At 72.0% G+C, this 21457-nt stretch carries 18 protein-coding genes and 1 tRNA gene; 7 read left to right on the top strand and 12 right to left on the bottom strand.

Annotation, left to right across the window (positions count from 1 at the left end; genetic code table 11):
- Nucleotides 1-5: 5 nt before the first annotated feature.
- The 3 genes from ACFQ2V_RS02335 to ACFQ2V_RS02325 form a co-directional block, all read right to left on the bottom strand.
- Nucleotides 6-1337, bottom strand: a complete 1332-nt coding sequence (locus tag ACFQ2V_RS02335) for an ABC1 kinase family protein (RefSeq protein ID WP_386050384.1) — start codon at nucleotides 1335-1337, stop codon at nucleotides 6-8.
- 104 nt (nucleotides 1338-1441) lie between these two features.
- The gene (locus ACFQ2V_RS02330; RefSeq protein WP_386050383.1) at nucleotides 1442-2413 is read right to left on the bottom strand and encodes a hypothetical protein; all 972 of its coding nucleotides are present in this window, start codon (nucleotides 2411-2413) and stop codon (nucleotides 1442-1444) included.
- Between the two features lie 276 nt (nucleotides 2414-2689).
- A complete protein-coding gene (locus tag ACFQ2V_RS02325) occupies nucleotides 2690-2851 on the bottom strand; it encodes a DUF5679 domain-containing protein (protein ID WP_020143053.1) in 162 nt (53 codons plus the stop codon).
- A gap of 189 nt (nucleotides 2852-3040) precedes the next feature.
- Here ACFQ2V_RS02325 and ACFQ2V_RS02320 point away from each other — a divergent pair, with 189 nt between their 5' ends.
- Nucleotides 3041-3592, top strand: a complete 552-nt coding sequence (locus ACFQ2V_RS02320) for a M48 family metallopeptidase (RefSeq protein ID WP_386050381.1) — start codon at nucleotides 3041-3043, stop codon at nucleotides 3590-3592.
- 363 nt (nucleotides 3593-3955) lie between these two features.
- Here ACFQ2V_RS02320 and ACFQ2V_RS02315 read toward each other — a convergent pair whose 3' ends face one another.
- Together ACFQ2V_RS02315 and ACFQ2V_RS02310 are read right to left on the bottom strand one after the other, a co-directional pair.
- Nucleotides 3956-4525 carry an NUDIX hydrolase gene (locus tag ACFQ2V_RS02315; RefSeq protein ID WP_386050379.1) on the bottom strand — a complete coding sequence of 190 codons (570 nt, stop codon included), beginning with the start codon at nucleotides 4523-4525 and terminating at the stop codon, nucleotides 3956-3958.
- Nucleotides 4522-6222 carry a zinc-dependent metalloprotease gene (locus tag ACFQ2V_RS02310; protein WP_386050377.1) on the bottom strand — a complete coding sequence of 567 codons (1701 nt, stop codon included), beginning with the start codon at nucleotides 6220-6222 and terminating at the stop codon, nucleotides 4522-4524. Before ACFQ2V_RS02310 ends, ACFQ2V_RS02315 begins: the two co-directional genes overlap by 4 nt.
- 153 nt (nucleotides 6223-6375) lie before the next feature.
- On the opposite strand from ACFQ2V_RS02310, the gene ACFQ2V_RS02305 reads away from it, so the two are divergent.
- Both ACFQ2V_RS02305 and ACFQ2V_RS02300 read left to right on the top strand, forming a co-directional pair.
- A complete protein-coding gene (locus ACFQ2V_RS02305; RefSeq protein ID WP_386050375.1) occupies nucleotides 6376-6849 on the top strand; it encodes a molybdenum cofactor biosynthesis protein MoaE in 474 nt (157 codons plus the stop codon).
- Nucleotides 6846-8021 (top strand): YlbL family protein, encoded by a 1176-nt coding sequence (locus ACFQ2V_RS02300; protein WP_386050374.1) that lies wholly within the window; start codon nucleotides 6846-6848, stop codon nucleotides 8019-8021. The genes ACFQ2V_RS02305 and ACFQ2V_RS02300 overlap by 4 nt, the downstream gene beginning before the upstream one ends.
- Nucleotides 8022-8059: 38 nt before the next feature.
- Here the strand turns inward: ACFQ2V_RS02300 and ACFQ2V_RS02295 are convergent, their stop codons facing one another.
- Nucleotides 8060-8590, bottom strand: a complete 531-nt coding sequence (locus tag ACFQ2V_RS02295) for a PPA1309 family protein (RefSeq protein ID WP_386050372.1) — start codon at nucleotides 8588-8590, stop codon at nucleotides 8060-8062.
- Nucleotides 8591-8846: 256 nt separating this feature from the next.
- Between ACFQ2V_RS02295 and ACFQ2V_RS02290 the strand changes: the two genes are divergently transcribed.
- Together ACFQ2V_RS02290 and ACFQ2V_RS02285 are read left to right on the top strand one after the other, a co-directional pair.
- Nucleotides 8847-11867 (top strand): UPF0182 family membrane protein, encoded by a 3021-nt coding sequence (locus ACFQ2V_RS02290; protein ID WP_386050370.1) that lies wholly within the window; start codon nucleotides 8847-8849, stop codon nucleotides 11865-11867.
- A gap of 144 nt (nucleotides 11868-12011) precedes the next feature.
- Nucleotides 12012-12085: transfer RNA gene (locus tag ACFQ2V_RS02285), tRNA-Met, on the top strand.
- 147 nt (nucleotides 12086-12232) lie between these two features.
- Here ACFQ2V_RS02285 and ACFQ2V_RS02280 read toward each other — a convergent pair.
- Complete coding sequence (locus ACFQ2V_RS02280; protein WP_386050368.1) at nucleotides 12233-13936, bottom strand: aminotransferase class V-fold PLP-dependent enzyme; 1704 nt, start codon at nucleotides 13934-13936, stop codon at nucleotides 12233-12235.
- A 159-nt stretch (nucleotides 13937-14095) separates the two neighbouring features.
- Complete coding sequence (locus ACFQ2V_RS02275; protein WP_386050367.1) at nucleotides 14096-14545, bottom strand: hypothetical protein; 450 nt, start codon at nucleotides 14543-14545, stop codon at nucleotides 14096-14098.
- A gap of 124 nt (nucleotides 14546-14669) precedes the next feature.
- On the opposite strand from ACFQ2V_RS02275, the gene ACFQ2V_RS02270 reads away from it, so the two are divergent.
- Complete coding sequence (locus ACFQ2V_RS02270) at nucleotides 14670-16037, top strand: M16 family metallopeptidase (protein ID WP_386050365.1); 1368 nt, start codon at nucleotides 14670-14672, stop codon at nucleotides 16035-16037.
- Entirely contained in the window at nucleotides 16034-17422 is a 1389-nt protein-coding gene (locus ACFQ2V_RS02265; RefSeq protein ID WP_386050364.1) for a M16 family metallopeptidase, read from the top strand. The genes ACFQ2V_RS02270 and ACFQ2V_RS02265 overlap by 4 nt, the downstream gene beginning before the upstream one ends.
- A gap of 84 nt (nucleotides 17423-17506) precedes the next feature.
- Here the strand turns inward: ACFQ2V_RS02265 and ACFQ2V_RS02260 are convergent, their stop codons facing one another.
- The 4 genes from ACFQ2V_RS02260 to aroA form a co-directional block, all read right to left on the bottom strand.
- Nucleotides 17507-18076 (bottom strand): GNAT family N-acetyltransferase, encoded by a 570-nt coding sequence (locus ACFQ2V_RS02260; RefSeq protein WP_386050362.1) that lies wholly within the window; start codon nucleotides 18074-18076, stop codon nucleotides 17507-17509.
- 43 nt (nucleotides 18077-18119) lie between these two features.
- The gene (hisN, locus tag ACFQ2V_RS02255) at nucleotides 18120-18911 is read right to left on the bottom strand and encodes a histidinol-phosphatase (RefSeq protein WP_386050361.1); all 792 of its coding nucleotides are present in this window, start codon (nucleotides 18909-18911) and stop codon (nucleotides 18120-18122) included.
- A gap of 114 nt (nucleotides 18912-19025) precedes the next feature.
- Nucleotides 19026-20069 (bottom strand): ribosome small subunit-dependent GTPase A, encoded by a 1044-nt coding sequence (gene rsgA / locus ACFQ2V_RS02250; RefSeq protein ID WP_386050359.1) that lies wholly within the window; start codon nucleotides 20067-20069, stop codon nucleotides 19026-19028.
- Nucleotides 20066-21394, bottom strand: a complete 1329-nt coding sequence (aroA, locus tag ACFQ2V_RS02245; RefSeq protein ID WP_386051035.1) for a 3-phosphoshikimate 1-carboxyvinyltransferase — start codon at nucleotides 21392-21394, stop codon at nucleotides 20066-20068. Before aroA ends, rsgA begins: the two co-directional genes overlap by 4 nt.
- Nucleotides 21395-21457: the final 63 nt, after the last annotated feature.

The following is a 21457-nucleotide window of genomic DNA, read 5'->3' as shown; positions in this document are numbered from 1 at the left end:
GCCGCTCAGCTCGGGTCGCCCACCGGCGGTAGGTCGGCCCCCGGAAGCAGCTCGTCGACGAGTGCACGCCCGTGCACGGTGCCGCCGAGCTGGCTCAGCACCCCGATGCCGCCGCCCCAGACCCGGTGGATCAGCAGGTACTCCGGCGGCAGGTTCAGCTTGTAGGCAACGGCGTAGTTGGGCTGCCGTGGGTCGTTGATGTGGGCGAAGACCCCGCGCAGCCAGTCGCGGCTGAAGGCGAAGGTGTCGGTGCGGAACGGCGCCATGAAGGGCTCGAGGTAGTCGAGCAGCCGCTGCGGGTCGAGGTCGATGCTGCTCTTGACGAAACCGATCTCGCGCAGGCCCTCGAGCACGTCCTCGGCGCTGCCCTCGAGGCCCGTCGTGAGCAGCGGCCCGATCTCGGGCGGCATGCCGTCGGGCAGCCGGTTGACGGCGCCGAAGTCGATGACGCCGAGGCGCCCTGCGGGCGTCATGCGGAAGTTGCCCGGGTGCGGGTCGGCGTGGAGCAGGCCCGCCCTCGCAGGTCCGGCGAGCAGGAAGCGCAGGTAGAGCTGCGAGGCGGTGTCACGCTGCTCCTGCGTGCCCTCGGCGATGATGCGCGACAGCGGCAGGCCATCGAGCCACTCCGAGACGATGACGTGCTCGCGGCCCTCGACGACGTGCGGCACGTGGAAGTCGGGGTCGCCGTCGAAGGCGGCGGCGAAGGTCGCCTGGGACTCGGCCTCGAGCCGGTAGTCGAGCTCCTCGGCCATCCGGTCGCGCAGCTCGTCGAGGATGGGGCCGAGCTCGATGCCCGGCACCCAGCCGGCGGCCACCTTCGCGACCCGGCTGATCTGCCGGATGTCGCTCATCAGCGCCGGGCCGGCGCCGGGGTACTGGATCTTCACGGCGACGTCGCGCCCGTCCTTCCACACCGCGCGGTGCACCTGACCGATCGAGGCCGAGGCGACGGGGTGGTCGTCGAAGGACTCGAAGCGGCTGCGCCACCGAGTGCCGAACGCGGTACGCATGACGCCGTGGACCGAGCTCGTCGGCATCGGCGGTGCGCTGTCCTGCAGCTTGGTCAGGGTCGCCCGGTAGTGCACCGCGAGGTCCTCGGGGAGGGCGGCCTCGAAGATCGACAGCGCCTGCCCGAACTTCATCGCCCCGCCCTTGAGCTCGCCGAGCACCTGGAAGAGCTGCTGGGCGGTGCGGGCCTGGAGCTCCGCGGCGACGATCTCGGCGGGGCGGCCGCCGAGGCGCTTGCCGATGCCGAGGGCCGTGCGGCCGGCGAACCCGAGCGGCACCGAGGCGAGCTTGGCCGAGCGCACGACGGCCTTGCGCGGCAGGTCGGTCACGGCACACCTCCTCGGCTGGCTCGACGGCATCCGCCCCGCCGGGGCGAGGGCGACGGCGGGTGGTCGGGGGCGTGCCGCATCCGGGCCCGTTCCCGCCCCCGACTCTATGTCGTACGCGCCCGCAACCGTTGCGAGCGTGCCCGTGCCGCCCTGTCGACGTCTGCGCCGACCGCGGCGGGGAGAGCGGTGGGGTGAGCGACGGGGTGTGCGAGGCAGAGCGGGTGCGTGGGCCAGCGTCGGTGGTCCATGCGTGGCCACGGCAGGCTCACCTCGACGGACACGCCGGCAGGCGGCGGATGCCCCTGCAGCACACCTGTCACGAGGAGTGTCACCGTGCCGACGACGATGTGGGTGAGGCCCGGCGGGAGCGTCTCGTGAACGCCGTCGGATCCCCCGGCGAGCGCGAGCTGCCGGGGCGGGGCGGCCTGGCTCATCACGGTGGGCCACGCGTCGTCGCGGTCGGCGCGGTGCCGGTCGAGGCACCACAGGCACGGCGCGGCAGGTGAGGCGTCGACGAGCGGCCCCACCACGGTGCGCGGGCCGGCCGGCGCGACCGGCAGGTGCGGTATGCCGTGTCTCAGCCAGAGGTCGCCACGGCGGGGGTCGACGACCGGTGACCCGATGAGGACGACGAGGTCGGGGCGGGGCCGCTCGGGAGCCGCCACCGTGCGGTCGAGGGCGGCCCGTCCGTGCACGACGGTGACGTGGCTGCGTGAGAGGGCGGCCGTGATCTCGGAGGCGAGCCCGCCGGAGCCGTCGACGACGACGCGAGACGGCTCGGTGCCGGATGCGGGAGAGCCGTCGTTCTCGCGGTCGACGAGGATGCCGAGGTGCTGGGTGAGCTCGAGCAGGGTGCGCCAGCGATCGACCGGCACTCCGGCCTCGGCCGCCACGCGGTCGGTGGAGGCGAGGGGGAGCGCACCGTCGAGCCGTGCGAGCAGGTCGGCCTCGGCCACGCTGATGCCCCTCACGACCGGACCCCCGGGCAGCACCCCGAACTGCACCTCGTCGCGTCGTCGCCTCAGCGGGCGCAGCCAGACGGGGACGCGCGGGTGGGGCGGCACGGCAGCAGACATGGGACCTCCTGACCCGGTGGTGCCGCCTGCGGCACCACCCTCGGTCGTCAGGCTCGCAGCCGTGCGGCGCCCGCCGCGACCGTCGTCCACAGGTACCGTCGAGGGCTGTCGTGGGCAGGTGTCCTCACCAGGTCCCTTCGGTCGCGGCCACCCGACCGCCTGCGCACCCGGCGGCATACGGCCCCTCCCGCCTGCCTGCGCGCACGCACGAAGGGGGCGGGACCGTGTGGTCCCGCCCCCTCGATCTGCGGCGTCAGCGACGCCGGCGCGACCTTGTCAGGCCTTGCCCAGGATGCGGTTGAGGTTCGTGCCACAGACGGGGCACTGGCCCTTGGCCATGCGGCGACCGTTGTCGGACACGACAACCTTGCCCTCGGCCTCGCGCTTCTCCTTGCACTTCACGCAGTAGAACTCGCCCTTGTAGGTCTCGTCAGCCATTGGTGTCTCCTTGTTGACGGCGCCCATCCGACGGGCGCCTCGACTCGTTCAACCCTAGAGCACGCTGAGCACGAAATCATGCTCATCCCCGCTTGGCGTGGCCGCCGGCGATGGGGTATGCCGGGCGTGCGCGGACGTGTCGGTGCCGTGCTCCGGCCGGTTGTCGGTCGGCGGGCTTACCCTGCCCTCATGGCGACGACGCGGCGCGAGGTGGTGCACACGGTGGTCGACGGTGTCACCGTCGAGGTCCGCCGCAGCGCCAAGCGCCGCCGCACCGTGTCCGCCTACCGGCAGGAGGGGCGGCTGGTCGTGCTCGTGCCTGCGCGCATGAGCCAGGCCGAGGAGGGGGAGTGGGTGCGCACGATGGTCGCGCGCGTCGCCGCCTCCGAGCAGCGCCGGCAACGCACCGACGGCGATCTCGAGCAGCGAGCCCTCGCGCTGTCCCGCGAGCACCTGGGCGGGCGCGCCGTCCCCTCCAGCGTGCGGTGGGTGGGCAACCAGAACTCCCGCTGGGGCTCTTGCACGCCCGCCGAGGGCTCGATCCGCTTGTCCGACAAGCTCCGTGGCATGCCGGCGTGGGTCGTCGACTACGTCCTCCTCCACGAGCTGGCACACCTGCTGCAGCCGGGGCACGGCCCCGAGTTCTGGCAGCTGCTGCGCGGCTATCCCCGGCTCGAACGCGCGCGCGGCTACCTGCAGGGTGTCTCCGCTGCAGCGGGGCTCGACCTCAGCGACGACTGACCCGTCCCGAAGGCTTTCGGAGGCGGTCTGTCGTGCGGCGGGCACCGCCCCGTCCTCCGGTCCTGACGGAGCCTCGCCGCGGGCGTCCGCCGCCGCGGCCGTGCCCGGCTGCGACCAGATCCACGCCAGGTCTCGTGCACGGCCCGGGCGTCCTCCCGGCTGCACCCGTGCGGGTCAGCCTCACCGCGATCGCAGGCCGGTGGGTTGCGCCTCCCACGGCGTGCTGCGCGCGAACTGCCCGAGTCGGGGACTGTGACCCATGTGACTGATGTGGTTCGAGTGACGGAACGGCATGACGCAGATCACACCGTGCCGCAGCAGTTCGGTGTGCCGGAAAGGCCGATGTGACCCGTTCGGGGTCCGTCAGGGACCGATGACCCGGGCGGCAGCCGCGACGAGGGGGCCGAGCTCGTCGCGGGTGCCTTCCGGCAGGGCGTCGACCGGCCACCAGCGCACGTCGATCGACTCGGTGCTCACCGCTGCCGACGTCGACCGGGCGGTGACAGCGGCGAACCTGACGTCGAGGTGCTCGCGGCAGGTGCCGAAGTCGCCGACGAGGACGTGCCGGTCGAGCTGGACGATCTCGGGCAGGGCGGTCACCTCGGGGATGCCGGACTCCTCGCGGGCCTCACGCGTCGCCGCGTGCCAGACCGACTCGTCGCCGGGCTCGAAGTGGCCGCCGAACTGGAACCACTGCCGAGCCCGTCGGTGCAGGGTCAGCAGGACGGACTCGCCTGCCTCGTCGAGCACGATGACGCTTCCCGTGAGGTGAGCCGGCGGGCCGGTCTTGCTCATCGCGTCGGGATGGACACCCAGGTGGTCGAGATAGGCGAGCCGCAGCTGCTCCTGCTCGTCGTCCGGAGCGATCCACCCCTCGAGGCGCGCGACGGCGTCGTCGTGCAGCAGGCGCCAGGCAGGACTCGACGCGGTCACCGGGTCCCGCCGGGCTCACCCGGCTCGTCGGGTGTGTCGTCGGGTCCTGCGCCGGGGCCCGCGGGTGGCTCACCCCGGCGCTCGCGGTCGGCCTCGTCGAGGATTCCCTTCAGCACCGAGTCGAGGTCGTCGCCGAACCCGTCGCCGATGCCGTCGCCGAGGTCACCACCGACGGGCTGCGCGTCGGCAGCGCCGCTGCCGGTGGCACGCTCGACGAAGCCGATGGGGTCGTCGAGGTCGGCCGAGGTGGGGGCGAGGTCGGGGTGGGCCCAGCGACCGTCGCGCAGGCTCTGGCCACCGGCGCTCTCCAGCGCCGCCCAGAGGTTCGCGGCGTCACGCAGGCGGCGCGGACGCAGCTCGAGGCCGACGAGGCCGGCGAACGTCTTCTGGGCCGCGCCGCCGACGCGACGCCTGCGGATGGTCTCTGCGAGCGCTGCCGACTGCGGGAGGTGAGCCGCCGTCGCGCGGTCGGTGACGTGGTCGACCCAGCCCTCGGCCAGGGCGAGCAGCGTCTCGAGCCGGCCGAGGGCGGTGCGCTGGGCGGCGGTGGGCTGGGGGCGGAACAGGTTGCCCTGCAGTGCGGTGCGCAGCGCCTCGGGGTCGGAGGGGTCGATCGTCGACAGCGCGGACTCGATGGCGTCGGTGTCGATGGTGATGTTGCGGGCGTAGTCGGAGACGGCGGAGAGCAACTGCGGTCCGAGCCACGGGACCTCCGAGAAGAGGCGCACGCGTGCCGCCTCGCGGACGGCGAGGTAGAGCCGGACCTGCGCGACGTCGAGCTCGAGGGAGTCGGCGAGCTGCGCGACGTTTCCGGGCAGCAGGGCGACCAGGCCGGGCTCGGTGAGGGGCAGGCCGACCTCGGTGCCGCTCACGACCTCGGTGGCGAGAGTGCCGACGGCCTGACCGAGCTGCGCCGCGAACATCTGGCGGCTGAGGTTGCCGAGCATCGGCGCCCACTGCTCGACCATCTGCTGGGGGTCGAACCCCGGCGGCAGTCCTTCGGGAAGGGCCTCGCCGAAGGCCTCCGGGCCGAGCTCGCCCACCTGCTTGCGCATGGCGTCCGACGTCGCGGCCGTCACGCCGTCGGACACCGGCTCGATGAGCTCGAACCAGCGGGGCATCGTCGCGTCGACCCACCCCGCCCGGCTCAGGCCGGTCGCCCGCCAGGCGGGGGAGTCGAGGGTGGTGGCCTCGTCGAGCCACAGGGTGGCGACGGCGACGGCCTCGTGCACGGCTCGCGCGGCGGTGTCGTCGTGGACGTCGTTGCCCTCCACGGTGAGCACGTGTCGGCGGGCGACCTCGGTGGCGAGGTCGCGGGAGCCGGTCGGTGACTGCTGCGCGGCCATGAAGGTGCCCAGCTGGGCGCGCATGGCGGCCTGGGTCGCGGGGTCGCTGGGGTCGACGCCCATGGAGCGCATCGCCTCCGCGAGGTCGGGGTTCTCGGCTGCCTCGCCGAGCACCTTCTCGAGCATCGCGCCCAGGTCGGACGGGTCCATCCCGCCGAGGTCGGGCAGGATGTCGCCCGGCCCGGCGTCGTCTGAGCCCGCACCCGATGCCGGCCTGCCCAGGGGCAGACCGAAGGGGGACTCGCCGGGGGCACGGTCAGGGTGACGAGGCTGCTGCTCGTCCCGGTCGTCCGCGCTGTCGTCGTCCCGGTCGCTGCTGTTGTCGTCACCGCGTCCGCGGTCGTCGGCCATGCGTGCTCATCCCCGCTCGAACTGGTCTCGTGACGGCCACTCGGCCGTACACCCAAGACAACCACGGATCGACGTCGTTGGTTCCCCCGGTGGGGTGTGGTCCGCGGAGTCGGTGGGCCGCAGCGGTCACCTCGGCGGCATACCATTGCCCGCGTGACGGTCACCCTTGCCGAGATCCGTGAGACGCCCCTGTCGGTCGACGAGGTGCTCGCGAGCGTCTCCTCGCCGCGGGCCGGTGGTGTGTGCCTGTTCGTCGGCACCGTCCGCGACCACGACGGCCCCGCCGCCGAGCCCGATGACGCCGGTGCCGGTGCAACGCAGGGGGCGCCCGCCGATCGTGCCGTGACCCACCTCGACTACTCCGCCCATCCGCAGGCGGCCGACACCGCTCGCAGCCTGGCCGAGCGGCTTGCGGCCGACGGGCGCGCCGTGCGCCTCGCCGTCGTGCACCGCGTCGGTCACCTCGAGGTCGGCGACATCGCGGTCGTCGTCGGGGTGAGTGCCGAGCACCGCGGCGAGGCCTTCGACGTGTGCCGCCAGCTGATCGACGAGTTCAAGGCCACGATCCCGATCTGGAAGCACCAGCAGTTCGCCGACGGCGCCGACGAGTGGGTGGGCCTGCCGTGAAGACGATCAAGCGCGTCCCCGAGCAGCCACCCGGCACCCAGCAGCCACCCGGCACCCAGCAGCCACCCGGCACCGAGGCGCCGACCCGCGCAGAGCTGCTCGACGGCGAGGGTCGGGGCAGGCTCACCCGGGGCAACAAGGCCGTGCTCGCGGCCTTCTTCTTCTTCCTGGTTGTCATCGTCGCCGGATCCGTCGTCCACCTCCCGTATGCCGTCATGAGCCCGGGCCCGACGCAGGACACCCTCGGCACCTCCGCCGACGGCAAGAACACGCCGATCATCTCGGTCTCCGGCCTGCCGACCTACCCGACCGACGGCGCGCTGCGCTTCACGACCGTTCGCGTCGAGGGCGGGCCAGGCTTCCCCGTCGACGCCTTCGACGTGCTGCAGGCCTGGGTCGACCCGGCTCGCGACGTCTTCCCGGTCGACGACATCTTCGACCCGCAGGTCACGAAGGAGCAGGTCGCCGAGGAGAACGCCATCCAGATGGAGGGGTCGCAGGAGGAGGCCACTGCGGTGGCCCTGCGCGCCATCGGAAAGGAGGTCCCGACCCACATCGCCGTCGCCGGCCTCACCGACTCGTCCAAGGCCAAGGACCTCCTCAAGGTCGGCGACCGCATCACCGCGATCGGGTCCGACTCGATCACCTCGACGCAGGCCGTTCGCGACGCCCTCCAGAAGTCACGGCCGGGCGACACCGTGTCGCTCACGGTGACGCGGTCGGGCAAGCAGGAGAAGCTCGACGTCCCGACCATCGCGGGGCAGGGCGGCCGCACGGCACTCGGGGTGCTGCTCGGCCTCGACCACGACTTCCCGGCCACCGTGAAGATCGACGCCGGCGCCATCGGTGGTCCCTCCGCCGGCCTGATGTTCTCGCTCGGCATCTACGACAAGCTGACGCCGGGCCCCCTGGCGGGCGGGCGCCAGATCGCCGGCACGGGCACCATCGACGACGAGGGCAAGGTCGGCCCGATCGGGGGCATCCACCAGAAGCTCGCCGGCGCCCGCGCCGACGGCGCCCAGTTCTTCCTCGCCCCGGCCGACAACTGCGACGAGGTGGTCGGTCACGTCCCCGACGGGCTCGACGTCTTCAAGGTCGGCACCTTCGACGACGCCCGCACCGCGGTCGAGTCGGTCGCCAAGGGGCAGACCGGCTCACTGCCGCGCTGCTGACCCCGTCACGCGAGGGCCGGCCGAGCGGCTGAGCGAGACTAGTCCTCGAACGTCGCCTTGAGCGCCTCGACGAGGCCGGGTGCGATGTCCTTGCCGGTCGCCACGGCGTCGTCGGAGTCGTGGTCGCGCTGCCGCAGCAGGCAGATGGACGACCCGTCGCGCAGCACCGCGACCACGAGCCGCACGTCCTTGCGGTCGGGGTGGCCGGCGAGGTGGTCGACCGCTTCGTCGCCGCGGGTGGGCAGGTCGCGCTCGGCCTCGGGTGGCACGACCATGCGTTCGATGGCGAAGGCGCAGCCGTCGACCTCGTCGGGCCACGCAAGCCGTCCGAGCAGCGTCTCGAGCGAGGTCGTCGTCGGCAGGCCCTCCTGCTCGACCGCGGTGAGGGCGCCGTCGGCCAGGTCGGCGGGGCCCATCTGGTCGCGCAGCTGGGGTTCGCGCTCGAGCAGGTCAGAGGTGCGCACGAGGGCGAAGAGCCGGGCGGGCTGGTCCCAGCCGGCGGCCGCGACGTGGCGCTCCGTGTCCAGGGCGGCGATGGCGAGAGGGTCGATGACGGGCTGCGCGTTCACGCCCCCATGCTGCCGTATGCCGTCCGCTGCGAGACCGCACGTGTGGGCCGGACGGTGCCGCCGGCCCGGTCGTGCCGTGTCATGGCGAGGTCGCGCCGACCCGGACGTGCCGCCGGACGGAAACCCGGGGTCACGGTGCGGTATCGCCCGGCGGCCTCGCAGCACGCGCGGGTTATGGTTGCCGCAGGCGGCCCGAGGTGGCCGCCACCGGGCTTCGCCCGACCACCTGCCCGCCCTCGCACCCAAGGCACGCCACGTGAGCGACAGCAACTTCGGCCCTCCGCCGGGCAACTTCAACGACGACGACTCCGGCGCGCCCCGGCGTGCTGAGACGGCCACCCTGCCGCCGACCCGCCGCCCGTTCGTCACCGCCCTGGTGGTGGCGGCCGCCCTGCTGGTCGTCATCGCGATCGCGGCGCAGTTCTGGACCGAGGTGCTGTGGTACCAGTCGGTCAGCTTCTCCGGCGTCTTCACCACGCAGCTCGTCACCAAGCTGCTGCTCGGGATCGTCGGTGGGCTGCTGACGGCCGCCATGGTGTGGTCGAGCATCCACATCGCCTTCCGCAGCCGGCCGATCTACGCGCCGTCGCCCGAGACGCAGGCGATGGAGCACTACCGGCAGCTCGTCGAGCCGATGCGCCGCACGGCCACCGTGGCCGCGCCGCTCGCCGTGGGGCTCTTCGCCGGACTGTCGGCGGCGACCCAGTGGGACACCTTCCTGCTGTGGCGCAACAGCAACCCGTTCGGCACCACCGACCCCGAGTTCAACCTCGACATCAGCTTCTTCGTCTTCGACCTGCCCTGGATCAACTTCGTCGTCGCGTTCCTGACGATGATCCTCGTCATCGGCTTCATCACCGCGGCGTTCACGCACTATCTGTACGGCGGCATCGTCGCCGGCAACAAGATGCGCTCGACGCACGCCGCCCGCGTGCACCTGTCGGGCATCGCGGCGGCCCTCGTGCTGGTGCGGGCCGTCGCCTTCTGGGTCGACCGCTACAACCTGGCGACCGCCGAGTCGACGAAGATCACGGGCATCCAGTACACCGAGTCGCACGCGATCATCCCGACGAAGGGCATCCTCGCGGTCGCTGCGGTGATGTGCGCCATCATGTTCCTCACGACGATCTGGACCCGCTCGTGGCGCCTGCCGCTGGTCGGCGTCGCGGTCCTGGCGGTCATCGTGGTGGCGGTCGGTGGCATCTACCCGGCGCTCGTACAGTCGCTCAAGGTGCGCCCCTCCGAGAAGTCGCTCGAGGTGCCGTACATCCAGCGCAACATCGACGCGACGCGGGCGGCATACGGCTTCGACCAGATCGACGTCAAGCCCTACGACACGAAGAGCGTCGCCACGCAGAACGCGCTACGCGACGACGCGGCCACGGTCCCCGGCATCCGCCTCATCGACCCCAACGTCGTCAGCCCCACGTTCAAGCAGCTCGAGGCGAGCAAGGGCTACTACCAGTTCGCCGACGTGCTCGACGTCGACCGCTACCAGATCGACGGCAGGAACCAGGACACCGTCATCGCGGCGCGCGAGCTGGACCTTAGCGGCGTGCCCGACGGCCAGCGCAACTGGCTCAACGACCACACGGTCTACACGCACGGCTACGGGGTCGTCGCGGCGAAGGGCAACACGCGCACGAGCGACGGCCGTCCCAGCTTCTTCGAGTCGCAGATCGGCACCGACGGCGCGCTCGGCAAGTACGAGCCGCGCATCTACTTCGGCGAGAGCTCGCCCGAGTACTCCATCGTCGGAGCCAACAAGGAGTTCGACTACCCCGACCCGCAGGGCACGGGCCAGATCAACTACACCTACAAGGGAACCGGCGGTGTCCCGCTCGACGCCGCCAAGCGCCTCGCGTACGCCGTCAAGTACCGCGAGATCAACTTCCTCCTCTCCGACCAGGTGAGTGACGGGTCGCGCATCCTCGACCACCGCACGCCCCGTGACCGCGTGCAGCGCGTCGCGCCGTGGCTGACCCTCGACGGGAACGCGTACCCTGCGGTCGTCGACGGTCGCGTGCTGTGGGTGCTCGACGGCTACACGACCTCCTCGAACTACCCGTACTCCGAGACGACCACCCTCGACGCCGCGACCGAGGACGCCGTCACGAGCACGCGGAACTCGGTGCGCGCCGTGCAGGCGGGTCAGGTCAACTACGTGCGCAACTCCGTGAAGGCGACGGTCGACGCGTACGACGGCACCGTCACCCTGTACCAGTGGGACGAGAAGGACCCCGTCCTCAAGGCGTGGATGGCCATCTTCCCCGACTCGGTGAAGCCGCTGAGCGCCATCAAGGGCTCGCTCATGTCGCACCTGCGCTACCCGGAGGACCTCTTCAAGGTCCAGCGCACCCTGCTCGAGAAGTACCACGACCGCGACGCCGCGTCGTTCTACGGCGGCCAGAACTTCTGGCGGGTGCCCGACGACCCGACGCAGTCGGGCTCGGACTTCCTCCAGCCGCCGTACTACCTGTCGCTGGCCATGCCGGACCAGTCGAGCCCCGCGTTCTCGCTCACCTCGACGTTCATGCCGACCGGCGACCGCAACGTCCTGTCCGGGTTCCTCGCGGTCGACGGCGACGCCGGCTCCGAGTCGGGCAAGAAGTCGCCGAACTACGGCAAGATGCGCCTGCTCGAGACGACCGGTGGCTCGGTCAACGGCCCCGGCCAGGTCTACAACGACATGCGCACCTCGGCGGTGACCTCGAACGACGCCTCCCTCGGCCGCCAGCTGACCCTCGCGCAGTTCATCTCGACGACCTCGTCGACCGGTGCGAGCGTCATCTTCGGCAACCAGCTGACGCTGCCGGTGGGCAACGGCCTGCTCTACGTTCAGCCGATCTACGTCCAGGCCCGCTCGAGCGGATCCGGCACCTACCCGCGCCTGTCGGCCGTGGCCGTCGCCTTCGGCGACAAGATCGCCTGGGCCGGGTCACTGGATGCCGCGCTGAACGACCTCTTCGGCGGCTCGGGGGTACAGGCCGGCGACAACGGGACCTCCACGCCCCCGACCTCGACCCCGACGCAGACCCCTGGCAGCACCGCAATGCCGTCGCAGCCACCGACCGGCACGCCGCCTCCCGGGGGTGCGCAGGACGCTGCGGCTCTGTCCAAGGCGCTCAGGGACGCCGAGGCGGCCTACGCCGAGGGTGAGGCGGCGCTCAAGAAGGGGGACTTCGCGGCTTACGGCCAGGCCCAGACCAGGCTCAAGGACGCTCTCAAGCGCGCCGTCGAGGCCTCACCGAAGTCGACTCCGACCGCAAGACCCTGACGCACCCACGGTTTGCCCGACCTGCGGCAGCACGCGAATCGCGTGCTGCCGCAGGTCGTTTCGCGTGGCGTACGCGTCTGGCAGGCGAAGGCGTCACCTCGATTTGGTCCTGCGGGAGGTTTCGCGTAACGTTGCTCTTGCCGACGCGGGGTGGAGCAGCTCGGTAGCTCGCCGGGCTCATAACCCGGAGGTCGCAGGTTCAAATCCTGCCCCCGCTACTACAGCGCATCGCGCGGCAACGAAGGCCCCCACAGTGTGGGGGCCTTCGTCTTGTCCTCAACGGTCCGCAGCCCGTACGGCCAGGCCCCGGGGGCACACGAATGCCGTGCAGGCACGGCACTCGCGCGCGGACGCTGGGCCGGTCGTCAGCGGGGCAGGCTGGAGACGGGCAGCTCGAACCAGCGCAGGTGGTCGAAGTCGACGTTGACGTGGGCCTCGTCGCACCGCTTCGGCTCTGCCGAGGCGAGGATCGCCCTGGCCTCGTCGAGGTAGCCCGCCAGCGCCTCCTCGCCGGCCCGCTCCGGCTGGGCCGCATAGGTGAGGCGCCCGCCGCCGAACCCGATCCCGTCGAGGCGCAGGGGCGGCTCGACGGGGCCGTTGCGGTGTCGCCACAGCCCCGTCGCGGGCTCGAAGTCGTAGTCGCCGAGGAGGCGCCAGCCCTCCCTCGCGACGAGGCGCACCGCGTCGATGACGTAGTCGGCGACGACGTCCGAGATGAAGTAGTTGAAGTTGACCCGCACCCAGCCGGGCTTGATGCCCTCGCAGCCGCGGCCGATCTCGCGCTCGAACTCGTGCGAGCGCTCGAGGTCGATGCCGAGCAGGTAGTGGCCGTAGGGGCCGGCGCACGAGCAGCCACCGCGCGCCTGGATGCCGAAGAGGTCGTTGAGCACGGCCACGACGAAGTTGTGGTGGAGATAGCGCTCACCCTCGGCGCGGACGACGAACGACACGATCGAAAGGCGCTCTGCCGCAAGGTTGCCCAGGATCTCGATCGATGGCTCGGCCTGCCAGGCCCGCACGGCCCGCTGCAGGAAACGGGCCTCGCGCGCACGGATCGTGTCGACGCCGACCGCCTGCTTGAGCTTGAAGACGAGCCCGGCCCGGATCGCCTCGATGATGGCCGGGGTGCCGCCCTCCTCACGGTGGGCGGGGTCGACGACGTAGTCGTGGTCGGCCGGGTTGACGTAGCTGACGGTGCCGCCTCCCGGCACGTCGGGCACGCGGTTGGTCATGAGCGCCCGGCGCACGACGAGGACGCCGGGCGTGCTCGGTCCGCCGATGAACTTGTGGGGGCTGAGGAACACGGCGTCCTTGTAGGCGCACGGGTGGGCGACGCCGGGCCCCCCGCGACCGTACATCTCGATGTCGACGTACGGGGCCGCGGCGGCGTAGTCCCAGAAGGCGAGCGCGCCGTGCTCGTGGAGCAGGGTCGAGATCGCGTCGGTGTCGGTCACGATGCCGGTGACGTTGCTCGCCGCCGAGAAGGAGCCGATGAGCAGCGGGCGGTGGGCGTGTGCCGTCAGCTGCTCGCGCAGCACGGCGACGTCGACGTGTCCGTCGAGGTCCTGGGGGATGACGACGACGTCGGCGACGCACTCGCGCCACATGACCTCGTTGGAGTGGTGTTCGTAGGGGCCGATGAAGATCACGGGTCGCTGGTCGGCGGGCACGAGACGGCTTGCGTGCCAACGGTCCTCGAAGTTCGATGGCACGCGCAGGCCGAGGATGCCGACGAGCTTGTCGATCGCCCCGGTGCAGCCCGACCCCGCGAAGACGACAACCGTCTCGTCGTCGCCGCCGACCGCCTCGCGGATGGTGCGCCGCGCGTCTTCGCGCAGTCGCGTCGTCTGCAGGCCGGTGCCCGAGCTCTCGGTGTGGGTGTTCGCGTAGCGGGGGAGCACCTCGTCGCGGATGAAGTCCTCGATGAAGCCCAGGGCGCGCCCGGAGGCCGTGTAGTCGGCATACGTGACCCGGCGGGGACCGTAGGGACCGACCATGACGTGGTCGTCACCGATCACGCTCCCCCGGATCGTGGCCAGCAGGTCGTCGCCGTCGTCGAGAGCACCCATGACCAAACCATAGCGCCAAGTGATGCTATCTGTTCAAACCATAACCATTGGTTAGCCAATGGCCAACGAGAACATGACGACACCCCTGCCGACCGCGGCCGGCAGGGGTGTCGTCATGCGTGGCGCGGTGCGTGTCGCAGTGCGCGGGTCGCGCGTCGACTACTTCGGATCGGCGACGCAGACGATGGTGCCCCTGCCGCCGTCGCCGACCACGCTCGTGAAGGCCCCCTGGGCGCCGTGCTTCTCGCACAGCGACAGGGCCGACGTCTGGTCGGTCGCCGTGTCGGCCTGGATGAACGTCACCGTGCCCAGCGACGTCGAGTCGGCGCAGTCGACCTTCTTGAAGTCGTCGGTGCCGACGGCAGCCACGCACTCACCCGTCTTGATGCCGTGGGTGCCGTCGTCCGCCGTGAAGGCGCGGAAGGCGAACAAGGCGATGATCGCGAGGAACGCCCCGCCGAAGCGCTTGAACAGGGCCGTCCGCTTGGACGGCTCCGCGGCGGGCGTGTCGGCACGGGGCGCGTCGGTCGGGGTCGGCGGCACCGGCTGGACGACGGGCTCCGGCGTCGGCTCGGGGACTGTCGGGTCGGCGGGCGTGCGGTCGCTCATGAGATGTGGGTTCTTCCTGTGCAGGTGCTGTGCCGGATGCGGCGGAGAGCATTGTGCACCCAGCACGGCCTCCGGGGTGCCACACCAGCCGTTTCCCAGCGTTTCGTCGCATAGGGTCGAGCGCGTGACAGCGATCTCCTACCCCCTCGTCGAACGGACGCTGGCCAACGGCCTGCGCGTCATCGTCAGCGAGGACCACACGGTGCCCAACGTCGCGGTGAACCTCTGGGTCGGCGTCGGCAGCCGCCACGAGAGCCCGGGCCGCACCGGGTTCGCCCACCTCTTCGAGCACCTGATGTTCCAGGGCAGCCGCAACGTCGCCTCGGGCGAGCACTTCTCGGCGCTCATGGACGAGGGCGCACGGCTGAACGCGACCACCTGGTTCGACCGGACGAACTACTTCGAGACGGTGCCGACCGGAGCGATGGAGCTCGCGCTGTGGCTCGAGGCCGACCGCCACGGCCACCTGCTCGACGCCGTGACGCAGGAGAACCTCGACAACCAGCGTGACGTCGTCAAGGAGGAGAAGCGCCAGCGCTACGACAACGTGCCCTACGGCAAGGCGCTCATCGACATCTACGCGACGGTCTTCCCCGAAGGTCACCCCTACCACCACCCGACGATCGGCTCGATGGAGGACCTCGACGCGGCCACGCTCGAGGACGTCCACGCCTTCTACCGGGCCCACTACGGGCCCAACAACACGGTGCTCACCCTCGTCGGTGACGTGACCCCGGACGAGGGCTTCGCCGCCGCCGAGAAGTACTTCGGGCCGCTCCCGGCGATCGAGCTGCAGGCCCGCGAGCGCCTCGCGCAGCTGCCGCCGCTCTCCGAGCCCGTACGCCTCGACCGCGTCGGTGACGTGCCCAACGACCGCATCTACGTCTGCTTCCGACTGCCGGTCGACACGACGCCGGACTACCTGGCGTGCCAGGTGGCCGTCGACGTGCTCGGGGGGCTCGCGAGCTCGCGCCTGGTGCGACGCCTGGTGCGCACCGACGAGACCGCCGTCGCCGTCGGGGGCTGGACCATGGGTCTCGTCGACGGCGTCGGTCTCGGCACCATCACGGTCGACGTGTCGGCCGGCGCCGACGTCGAGCAGGTCGAGGCCGCGGTCTGCGAGGAGATCGCTCGCTTCATCGCCGAGGGCCCGGATGCCGCCGAGCTGGAGTCGGTCATCGCCGACACCGAGCGCTCGTGGCTGAGCGCCCTCGCGAGCATCGAGGAGCGCGCCGACCACATCAGCCACCACGCGCTGCTGACGGGCGACCCGGCCTACGTCAACACGTTCGTCGAGCGCATCCGCGCCGTGACGGCAGAGCAGGCGCGGGCCGCCGCCGAGGCGTGGCTCGACCCGCGGTCGCGCGCCGTCGTGCGCTACCTCGCCGACCCCGGCCTGCCCTTCGAGGAGCCGGACGAGACGGACTCCGTGAAGGACTCCGACAAGGACTCCGACAAGGACTCCGACAAGGACTCGGAGGAGGCCGCATGACCGCCGTCGCCCGCCCCGTGGTGGCCCCGCCCGAGCCGTGGGACTTCCCCGAGGGCCACACGCACGACCTGCCGAACGGCCTGCGGCTCATCACCTACGACGTGCCTGGCCAGTACGTCCTGTCGGTGCGGCTCGGCCTGCCGGTGTCGCTGCGCGACGAGCCCCGTGAGCGCGAGGGTGTGGCCTCGATCATGGCCCGCACCCTCGACGAGGGCACCGCGAACCACACGGCGGAGGAGTTCGCACGGCTGCTCGAGCGCAAGGGCGTGAGCTTCGGTGCCGGTATGGCCGACGCGGGCCTGTCGATCGACCTCGACGTCGTCAAGGGCAACCTCGAGCCGGCGCTCGACCTGTTGCGGCAGATCCTCACCGAGCCCGTGTTCCCGCAGGCGGAGGTGGCGCGTCAGGTGCGCACCCGGCTCGCTGAGATCGAGCAGGAACGGTCCGTGGCTGCCCACCGGGCCGGTCTCGAGTTCGTGCGCACGTTCTACGCCGCCGACGACCGGTCCTCCCGGCCCACCGGCGGCACGCGTGAGACCGTCCAGGCGATCATCCGCGATGACGTGGCGGCGTTCCACGAGAAGCACGTCGTCGCAGCCGGCGTGACGGCGGTCGTCGCCGGCGACCTGGAGGGCCTCGACGTCCCGGATCTGGTCGAGTCCGCCCTCGGCGGCTGGCAGAAGGGGCCGACGGACCGACCCCGCCACCTCGACCACGCAGCCTCTCTGGCCGCCGACCGCGGCCGCATCGTGCTGGTGTCGCGACCGGGATCGGTGCAGACCGAGCTCGTGATCGGCGCCCCGGGGCCTGACCGGTCGGTCGAGGGCGGCTGGGCGCCGTACCCCGTCCTCGGTTTCGTGCTCGGCGGATCGCCGAACGCCCGGGTCGACGCCGTCCTGCGCGAGGAGAAGGGCTACACCTACGGCATCCGGTCGAGCTTCCGCCCCCGTCGTCGTGGAGGCGTGTTCCTGACGTCGGGGTCGGTGCGCGCCGACTCGACGGCCGAGTCGCTGCGGCTGCTCGTCGAGATCCTCGAGGGTGGACGAGCGGGCTTCAGCGACAAGGAGGTTCGCTCCGGCGTCGACTTCATCGCCAAGACGGCGCCAGGTCGCTACGCCACCGCCGACACCATCGCCGACGAGGCCGTCGGCATGGCCCTCGACGGTCGCACGACAGCGTTCACGACGGCGAACCTCCGCGACCTCGCAACCGTCGACCGCGCCCGCGTCGACGCGGCATACGCCCGGTTCGCCGACGGGGCGGGCATCGGCACCGGTGCGCCGGGGGCAGGGTGGACGATCGTCATGGCGGGCGACGCGTCAGAGCACCTCGAGTCGCTCCGGGCCCTCGGACTCGGCGACATCACCGTGGTCCAGGACACCTGACCCGCCTCCACAGCCTGCGAACGCGGCGTTCGGCCTCGAACGCGCCGGTGGAACACGGCGTCCGACACCGAACGCCGCGTTCGGTCAGGCAAGCGGGGCGAGGGCGCGCTCCATGACGAAGTCGTCCTCATGCACGCCGCCGACGAGGAAGCGCTTGGTGCCCACGCGGTGGAAGCCGCTCTTGGCGTAGAAGCGCTGGGCGCGCTCGTTCTGCTGGTTGACCCCGAGCCAGACGCCCGCCGCTCCGACGCTGCGCGCCCAGTCGAGACCGCGCTCCATGAGCAGCCCCGCGGCACCCGTGCCGTGCGCCTCGGGCAGGACGTAGATCTTCGACAGCTCGACGGTGGGACGGTAGTGGATCGCCTCACGGACGTCGCCGTCGCTCGGCTCGCCCGAGACGAGCATGGCGTAGCCGAGGACGGCGCCCGAGCGCTCGGCAAGCAGGAGCCGGCGGTCAGGGTCGGCGAGGTACGCCCTGAACCGCTCGGGCGAGAGCACCTCCGAGACGAAGGCCGCGACGCGTTCGGGTGCCATCGACGGGGGACAGGCAAGCACGAAGGTGGCGGCTGCCACCGAGGCGAGCATGGGCACGTCGTCCGGGGTGGCCGGCCGCACGGAGGCGGCCGCGCCCGGCGCCGTCGGCGACCCGGTCATGTCGAAAACGCCTGTGGCAGTGGCGAGGTCATGGCGCCGCGGTTCACTCGGACGACATCCCGATGCGGCCCAGCACCTCGTCGTGCAGCAGCCCGTTCGTGGCCAGGGCGTTGCCGCTCCAGCAGCCGTCGCGGCCGTCGAGGCCGGTGAACCGGCCCCCGGCCTCCTCGACGATGGCCACCAGGGCGGCCATGTCGTGCACCGCGAGCTCGGGCTCGGCCGCGATGTCGGCCGCGCCCTCTGCCACGAGCATGTAGGACCAGAAGTCGCCGTAGGCGCGGGTGCGCCAGCAGTCGTCCATGAGGTCGAGGAAGTCGTCGCGCCGGCCCCGCACCCGCCACCCCGCGAGCGAGGAGTACGACAGCGACGCGTCGCCGAGCCGGCCGACCTGCGACACCGAGATGCGGCGGGCTGACGAGAGGGATCGACCGGTCCACGCGCCCGAACCGGTGGCCGCCCACCAGCGGCGCTGCAGGGCCGGCGCCGACACGAGGCCCAGAACCGGCTTGTTGTCGACGACGAGACCGATCAGCGTGGCCCAGACGGGCACGCCTCGCACGAAGTTCTTCGTGCCGTCGATGGGGTCGATGATCCACCGACGCGGGCCGTGCCCGGTCGTCTCGAACTCCTCGCCCTCGACGGCGTCGCGGGGCCTCGTGCGCTTGAGCTGGCCTCGCACGAGCTCCTCGGCGGCCCGGTCGGCGTCGGTCACCGGCGTCAGGTCGGGCTTGCTCTCGACGACGAGGTCGGCGGCCCGGAAGCGGGCGATGGTCACCCGCTCGACGGCATCCGCGAGGACGTGGGCCAAACGGAGGTCGTCGTCGTAGGAGGTCACCGGGTCAACCTAGCGGCAACGCCCGGCGCGCGGGCGGGGAGCACCCGGCACACGGGCGCGGCTTCGCCGGATCGTCGTGCGCCACGACGGCGAGCGGCCGTATGCCGCTGCGGCTCAGTGCTCCTCACCCGACCGGCTCGACAGCAGCCGTCGCAGCGACGCGAGACGCGAGGGCCCGGCGGCGCCGGCGTGACCGCCGGCGACCCACGCGTCGAGGGCGCACTCCTCCTCGTCGTGGGTGCAGCCCCGTGGGCACTCGTCGGTGCCCGCCGCGAGGTCGGGGAAGTGGTCGATGATGCGGTCGACGTCGATGTGGGCCAGGCCGAACGACCGGATGCCGGGGGTGTCGATGACCCACCCGTCGTCGGCCCCGTCGGCGCCGCGCAGCCGCAGGGCGACCGCGTTGGTCGAGGTGTGCCGGCCGCGGCCCGTGGTGTCGTTGACGACGCCGGTCGCCCGCAGGGCGCCCGGCACGAGGCCGTTGACGAGGGTGCTCTTGCCGACGCCGGAGTGGCCGACCAACACCGACACCTTGCCGGACAGGCGGGCCCGAAGGTCGTCGAGACCGGTGAAGCCGTCGGCGGTGCGCGAGGTCACGACGTGCTCGACCTCGAGCGGGGCGTAGCTGGCCAGGAACGGGGCCGGGTCGACGAGGTCGGCCTTGGTCAGGGCGAGCAGCGGCTCGAGGTCGGCGTCGTAGGCGGCGACGAGGCAGCGGTCGACCATGCGGGGGCGCGGCTCGGGGTCGGCGAGCGCCGTGACGATGACGAGCTGGTCGGCGTTGGCGACGATGATGCGCTCGTAGGGGTCGGTGTCGTCGGCGGTGCGGCGCAGCACCGACCGGCGCTCCTCGATGCGGACGATGCGGGCCAGGGCGTCGGGTCCGCCGGCCAGGTCACCGACGAGCGCGACGTCGTCGCCGACGACGACACGGGTGCGGCCGATCTCGCGCGCCTTCATGGCGGTGACGGTGCGTTCGGGCTCCTTCTTGCCGAGGACGCCCTTCGGCACGAGACACGTGTAGCGGCCCCGGTCGACGCCGATGACCATCGCGACGACGGCATCCGCGTGAGCCGGGCGCTCCTTGGTGCGGGGCCTCGATCCCCTGCGGCTCGGGCGGACCCGGATGTCTGCCTCGTCGAGTTCCCGCCGGCTCATCGAGGAAGCACCACGGACGCCGAGCCGTCGAGCATGCCGCGCCAGAGGCCGACGAAGTCGGGCAGCGTCTTGCGCGTGGTGCCGATGTCCTCGACGTGGACGCCCGGCACGCGCAGGCCGATGATGGCGCCCGCCGTCGCCATGCGGTGGTCGTGGTAGCTGCGGAAACGTCCACCGTGCAGGGTCGACGGCGTGATGCGCAGGCCGTCGTCGGTCTCGGTCACCCGCGAGCCCAGGTTCCCGAGCTCGGCCGTGAGGGCCGCGAGACGGTCGGTCTCGTGCCCGCGGATGTGCGCGACGCCGCGGATCCAGGTGGGGGTGGACGCCAGCGCCGCGAGGGCGGCCACGGTGGGGGTGAGCTCCGCCGCGTCGTGCAGGTCGATCTCGATGCCGACGAGCTCGCCGCTGCCCACGACGGTGAGCCCGGCCCGGTCGAGCCGGACGTCGGCACCCATCGTGTCGAGGATCTCGCGGAGCATGTCACCGGCCTGCGTCGTGTGCTGCGGCCAGCCGGGGACGCGCACCGCCCCACCCGCGACGAGGGCCGCGGCGACGAACGGACCGGCGTTCGAGAGGTCGGGCTCGACGGAGACGTCCAGCGCGTTGATCTCGGACGGCTCGACCCGCCACGTGTCGGGCTCACTGTCGTCGACGATGGCACCGGCGTCACGCAGCGTCTCGACGGTCATGAGGATGTGTGGCTCGCTCGGCACCGGCTTGCCGTCGTGGTGCACGGTGACGCCGTCGTCGTAGCGGGCGCCCGCGAGCAGCAGGGCCGAGATGAACTGCGACGACGCGGATGCGTCCATCGTGACCGACCCGCCGGGCAGGCGCCCCCGGCCGCGGACCGTGACGGGAAGGCAGCCACCGTCGTCGTCGAGGTCGGCCCCGAGGGCGCGCAGCGCGTCGATGACCGGACCCATGGGCCGCACCCGGGCCTGCGGGTCGCCGTCGAGCCGCACGGGGCCGTCGGCGAGTGCCGCGACGGCGGGCAGGAAGCGCATGACGGTGCCGGCGAGGCCGCAGTCGACGGTGACGTTCCCGGTGAGGGTCTCGGGTGGCGTGACCAGCCAGTCGGGCACCGCCCCCGGCGCCGACTCGCCCTCGGGGGCCACGTCGTCGATGCGGACCCCCAGCGACCGCAGTGCGTCCGCCATGAGCAGGGTGTCGCGCGAGCGGAGCGGGGCCCGCAGGCGGGAACGGTCGCTCGCCAGGGCGGCGAGCACGAGGTAGCGGTTGGTGAGGGACTTGCTCCCCGGCAGCACGACCGTCGCGTCGAGTGGGCCAGGGGCGAGCGGCGCCGCCCAGTCCGGCTCGTCCGTCAGGGTGTCGCCTGTGGTGACACCGTTCGGGGAGGGGGACTGGGGCGATGGATCAGCGGGACTCAA

It is taken from the genome of Terrabacter terrigena, from assembly GCF_042676085.1.
Lineage (GTDB): Bacteria > Actinomycetota > Actinomycetes > Actinomycetales > Dermatophilaceae > Terrabacter > Terrabacter terrigena.
The sequence above is the reverse complement of the archived record's forward strand: the minus strand, read 5'-3'. Positions and strand labels throughout refer to the sequence as shown.

What these genes read in the sequence shown, in the direction of transcription:
- ACFQ2V_RS02330 (WP_386050383.1), bottom strand. Translation starts at nt 2,413, where the DNA reads ATGTCTGCTGCCGTGCCGCCCCACCCGCGCGTCCCCGTCTGGCTGCGC.
- ACFQ2V_RS02325 (WP_020143053.1), bottom strand. Translation starts at nt 2,851, where the DNA reads ATGGCTGACGAGACCTACAAGGGCGAGTTCTACTGCGTGAAGTGCAAG.
- ACFQ2V_RS02320 (WP_386050381.1), top strand. Translation starts at nt 3,041, where the DNA reads ATGGCGACGACGCGGCGCGAGGTGGTGCACACGGTGGTCGACGGTGTC.
- ACFQ2V_RS02310 (WP_386050377.1), bottom strand. Translation starts at nt 6,222, where the DNA reads ATGGCCGACGACCGCGGACGCGGTGACGACAACAGCAGCGACCGGGAC.
- ACFQ2V_RS02280 (WP_386050368.1), bottom strand. Translation starts at nt 13,936, where the DNA reads ATGGGTGCTCTCGACGACGGCGACGACCTGCTGGCCACGATCCGGGGG.
- ACFQ2V_RS02275 (WP_386050367.1), bottom strand. Translation starts at nt 14,545, where the DNA reads ATGAGCGACCGCACGCCCGCCGACCCGACAGTCCCCGAGCCGACGCCG.
- ACFQ2V_RS02265 (WP_386050364.1), top strand. Translation starts at nt 16,034, where the DNA reads ATGACCGCCGTCGCCCGCCCCGTGGTGGCCCCGCCCGAGCCGTGGGAC.
- ACFQ2V_RS02260 (WP_386050362.1), bottom strand. Translation starts at nt 18,076, where the DNA reads ATGACCGGGTCGCCGACGGCGCCGGGCGCGGCCGCCTCCGTGCGGCCG.
- rsgA (WP_386050359.1), bottom strand. Translation starts at nt 20,069, where the DNA reads ATGAGCCGGCGGGAACTCGACGAGGCAGACATCCGGGTCCGCCCGAGC.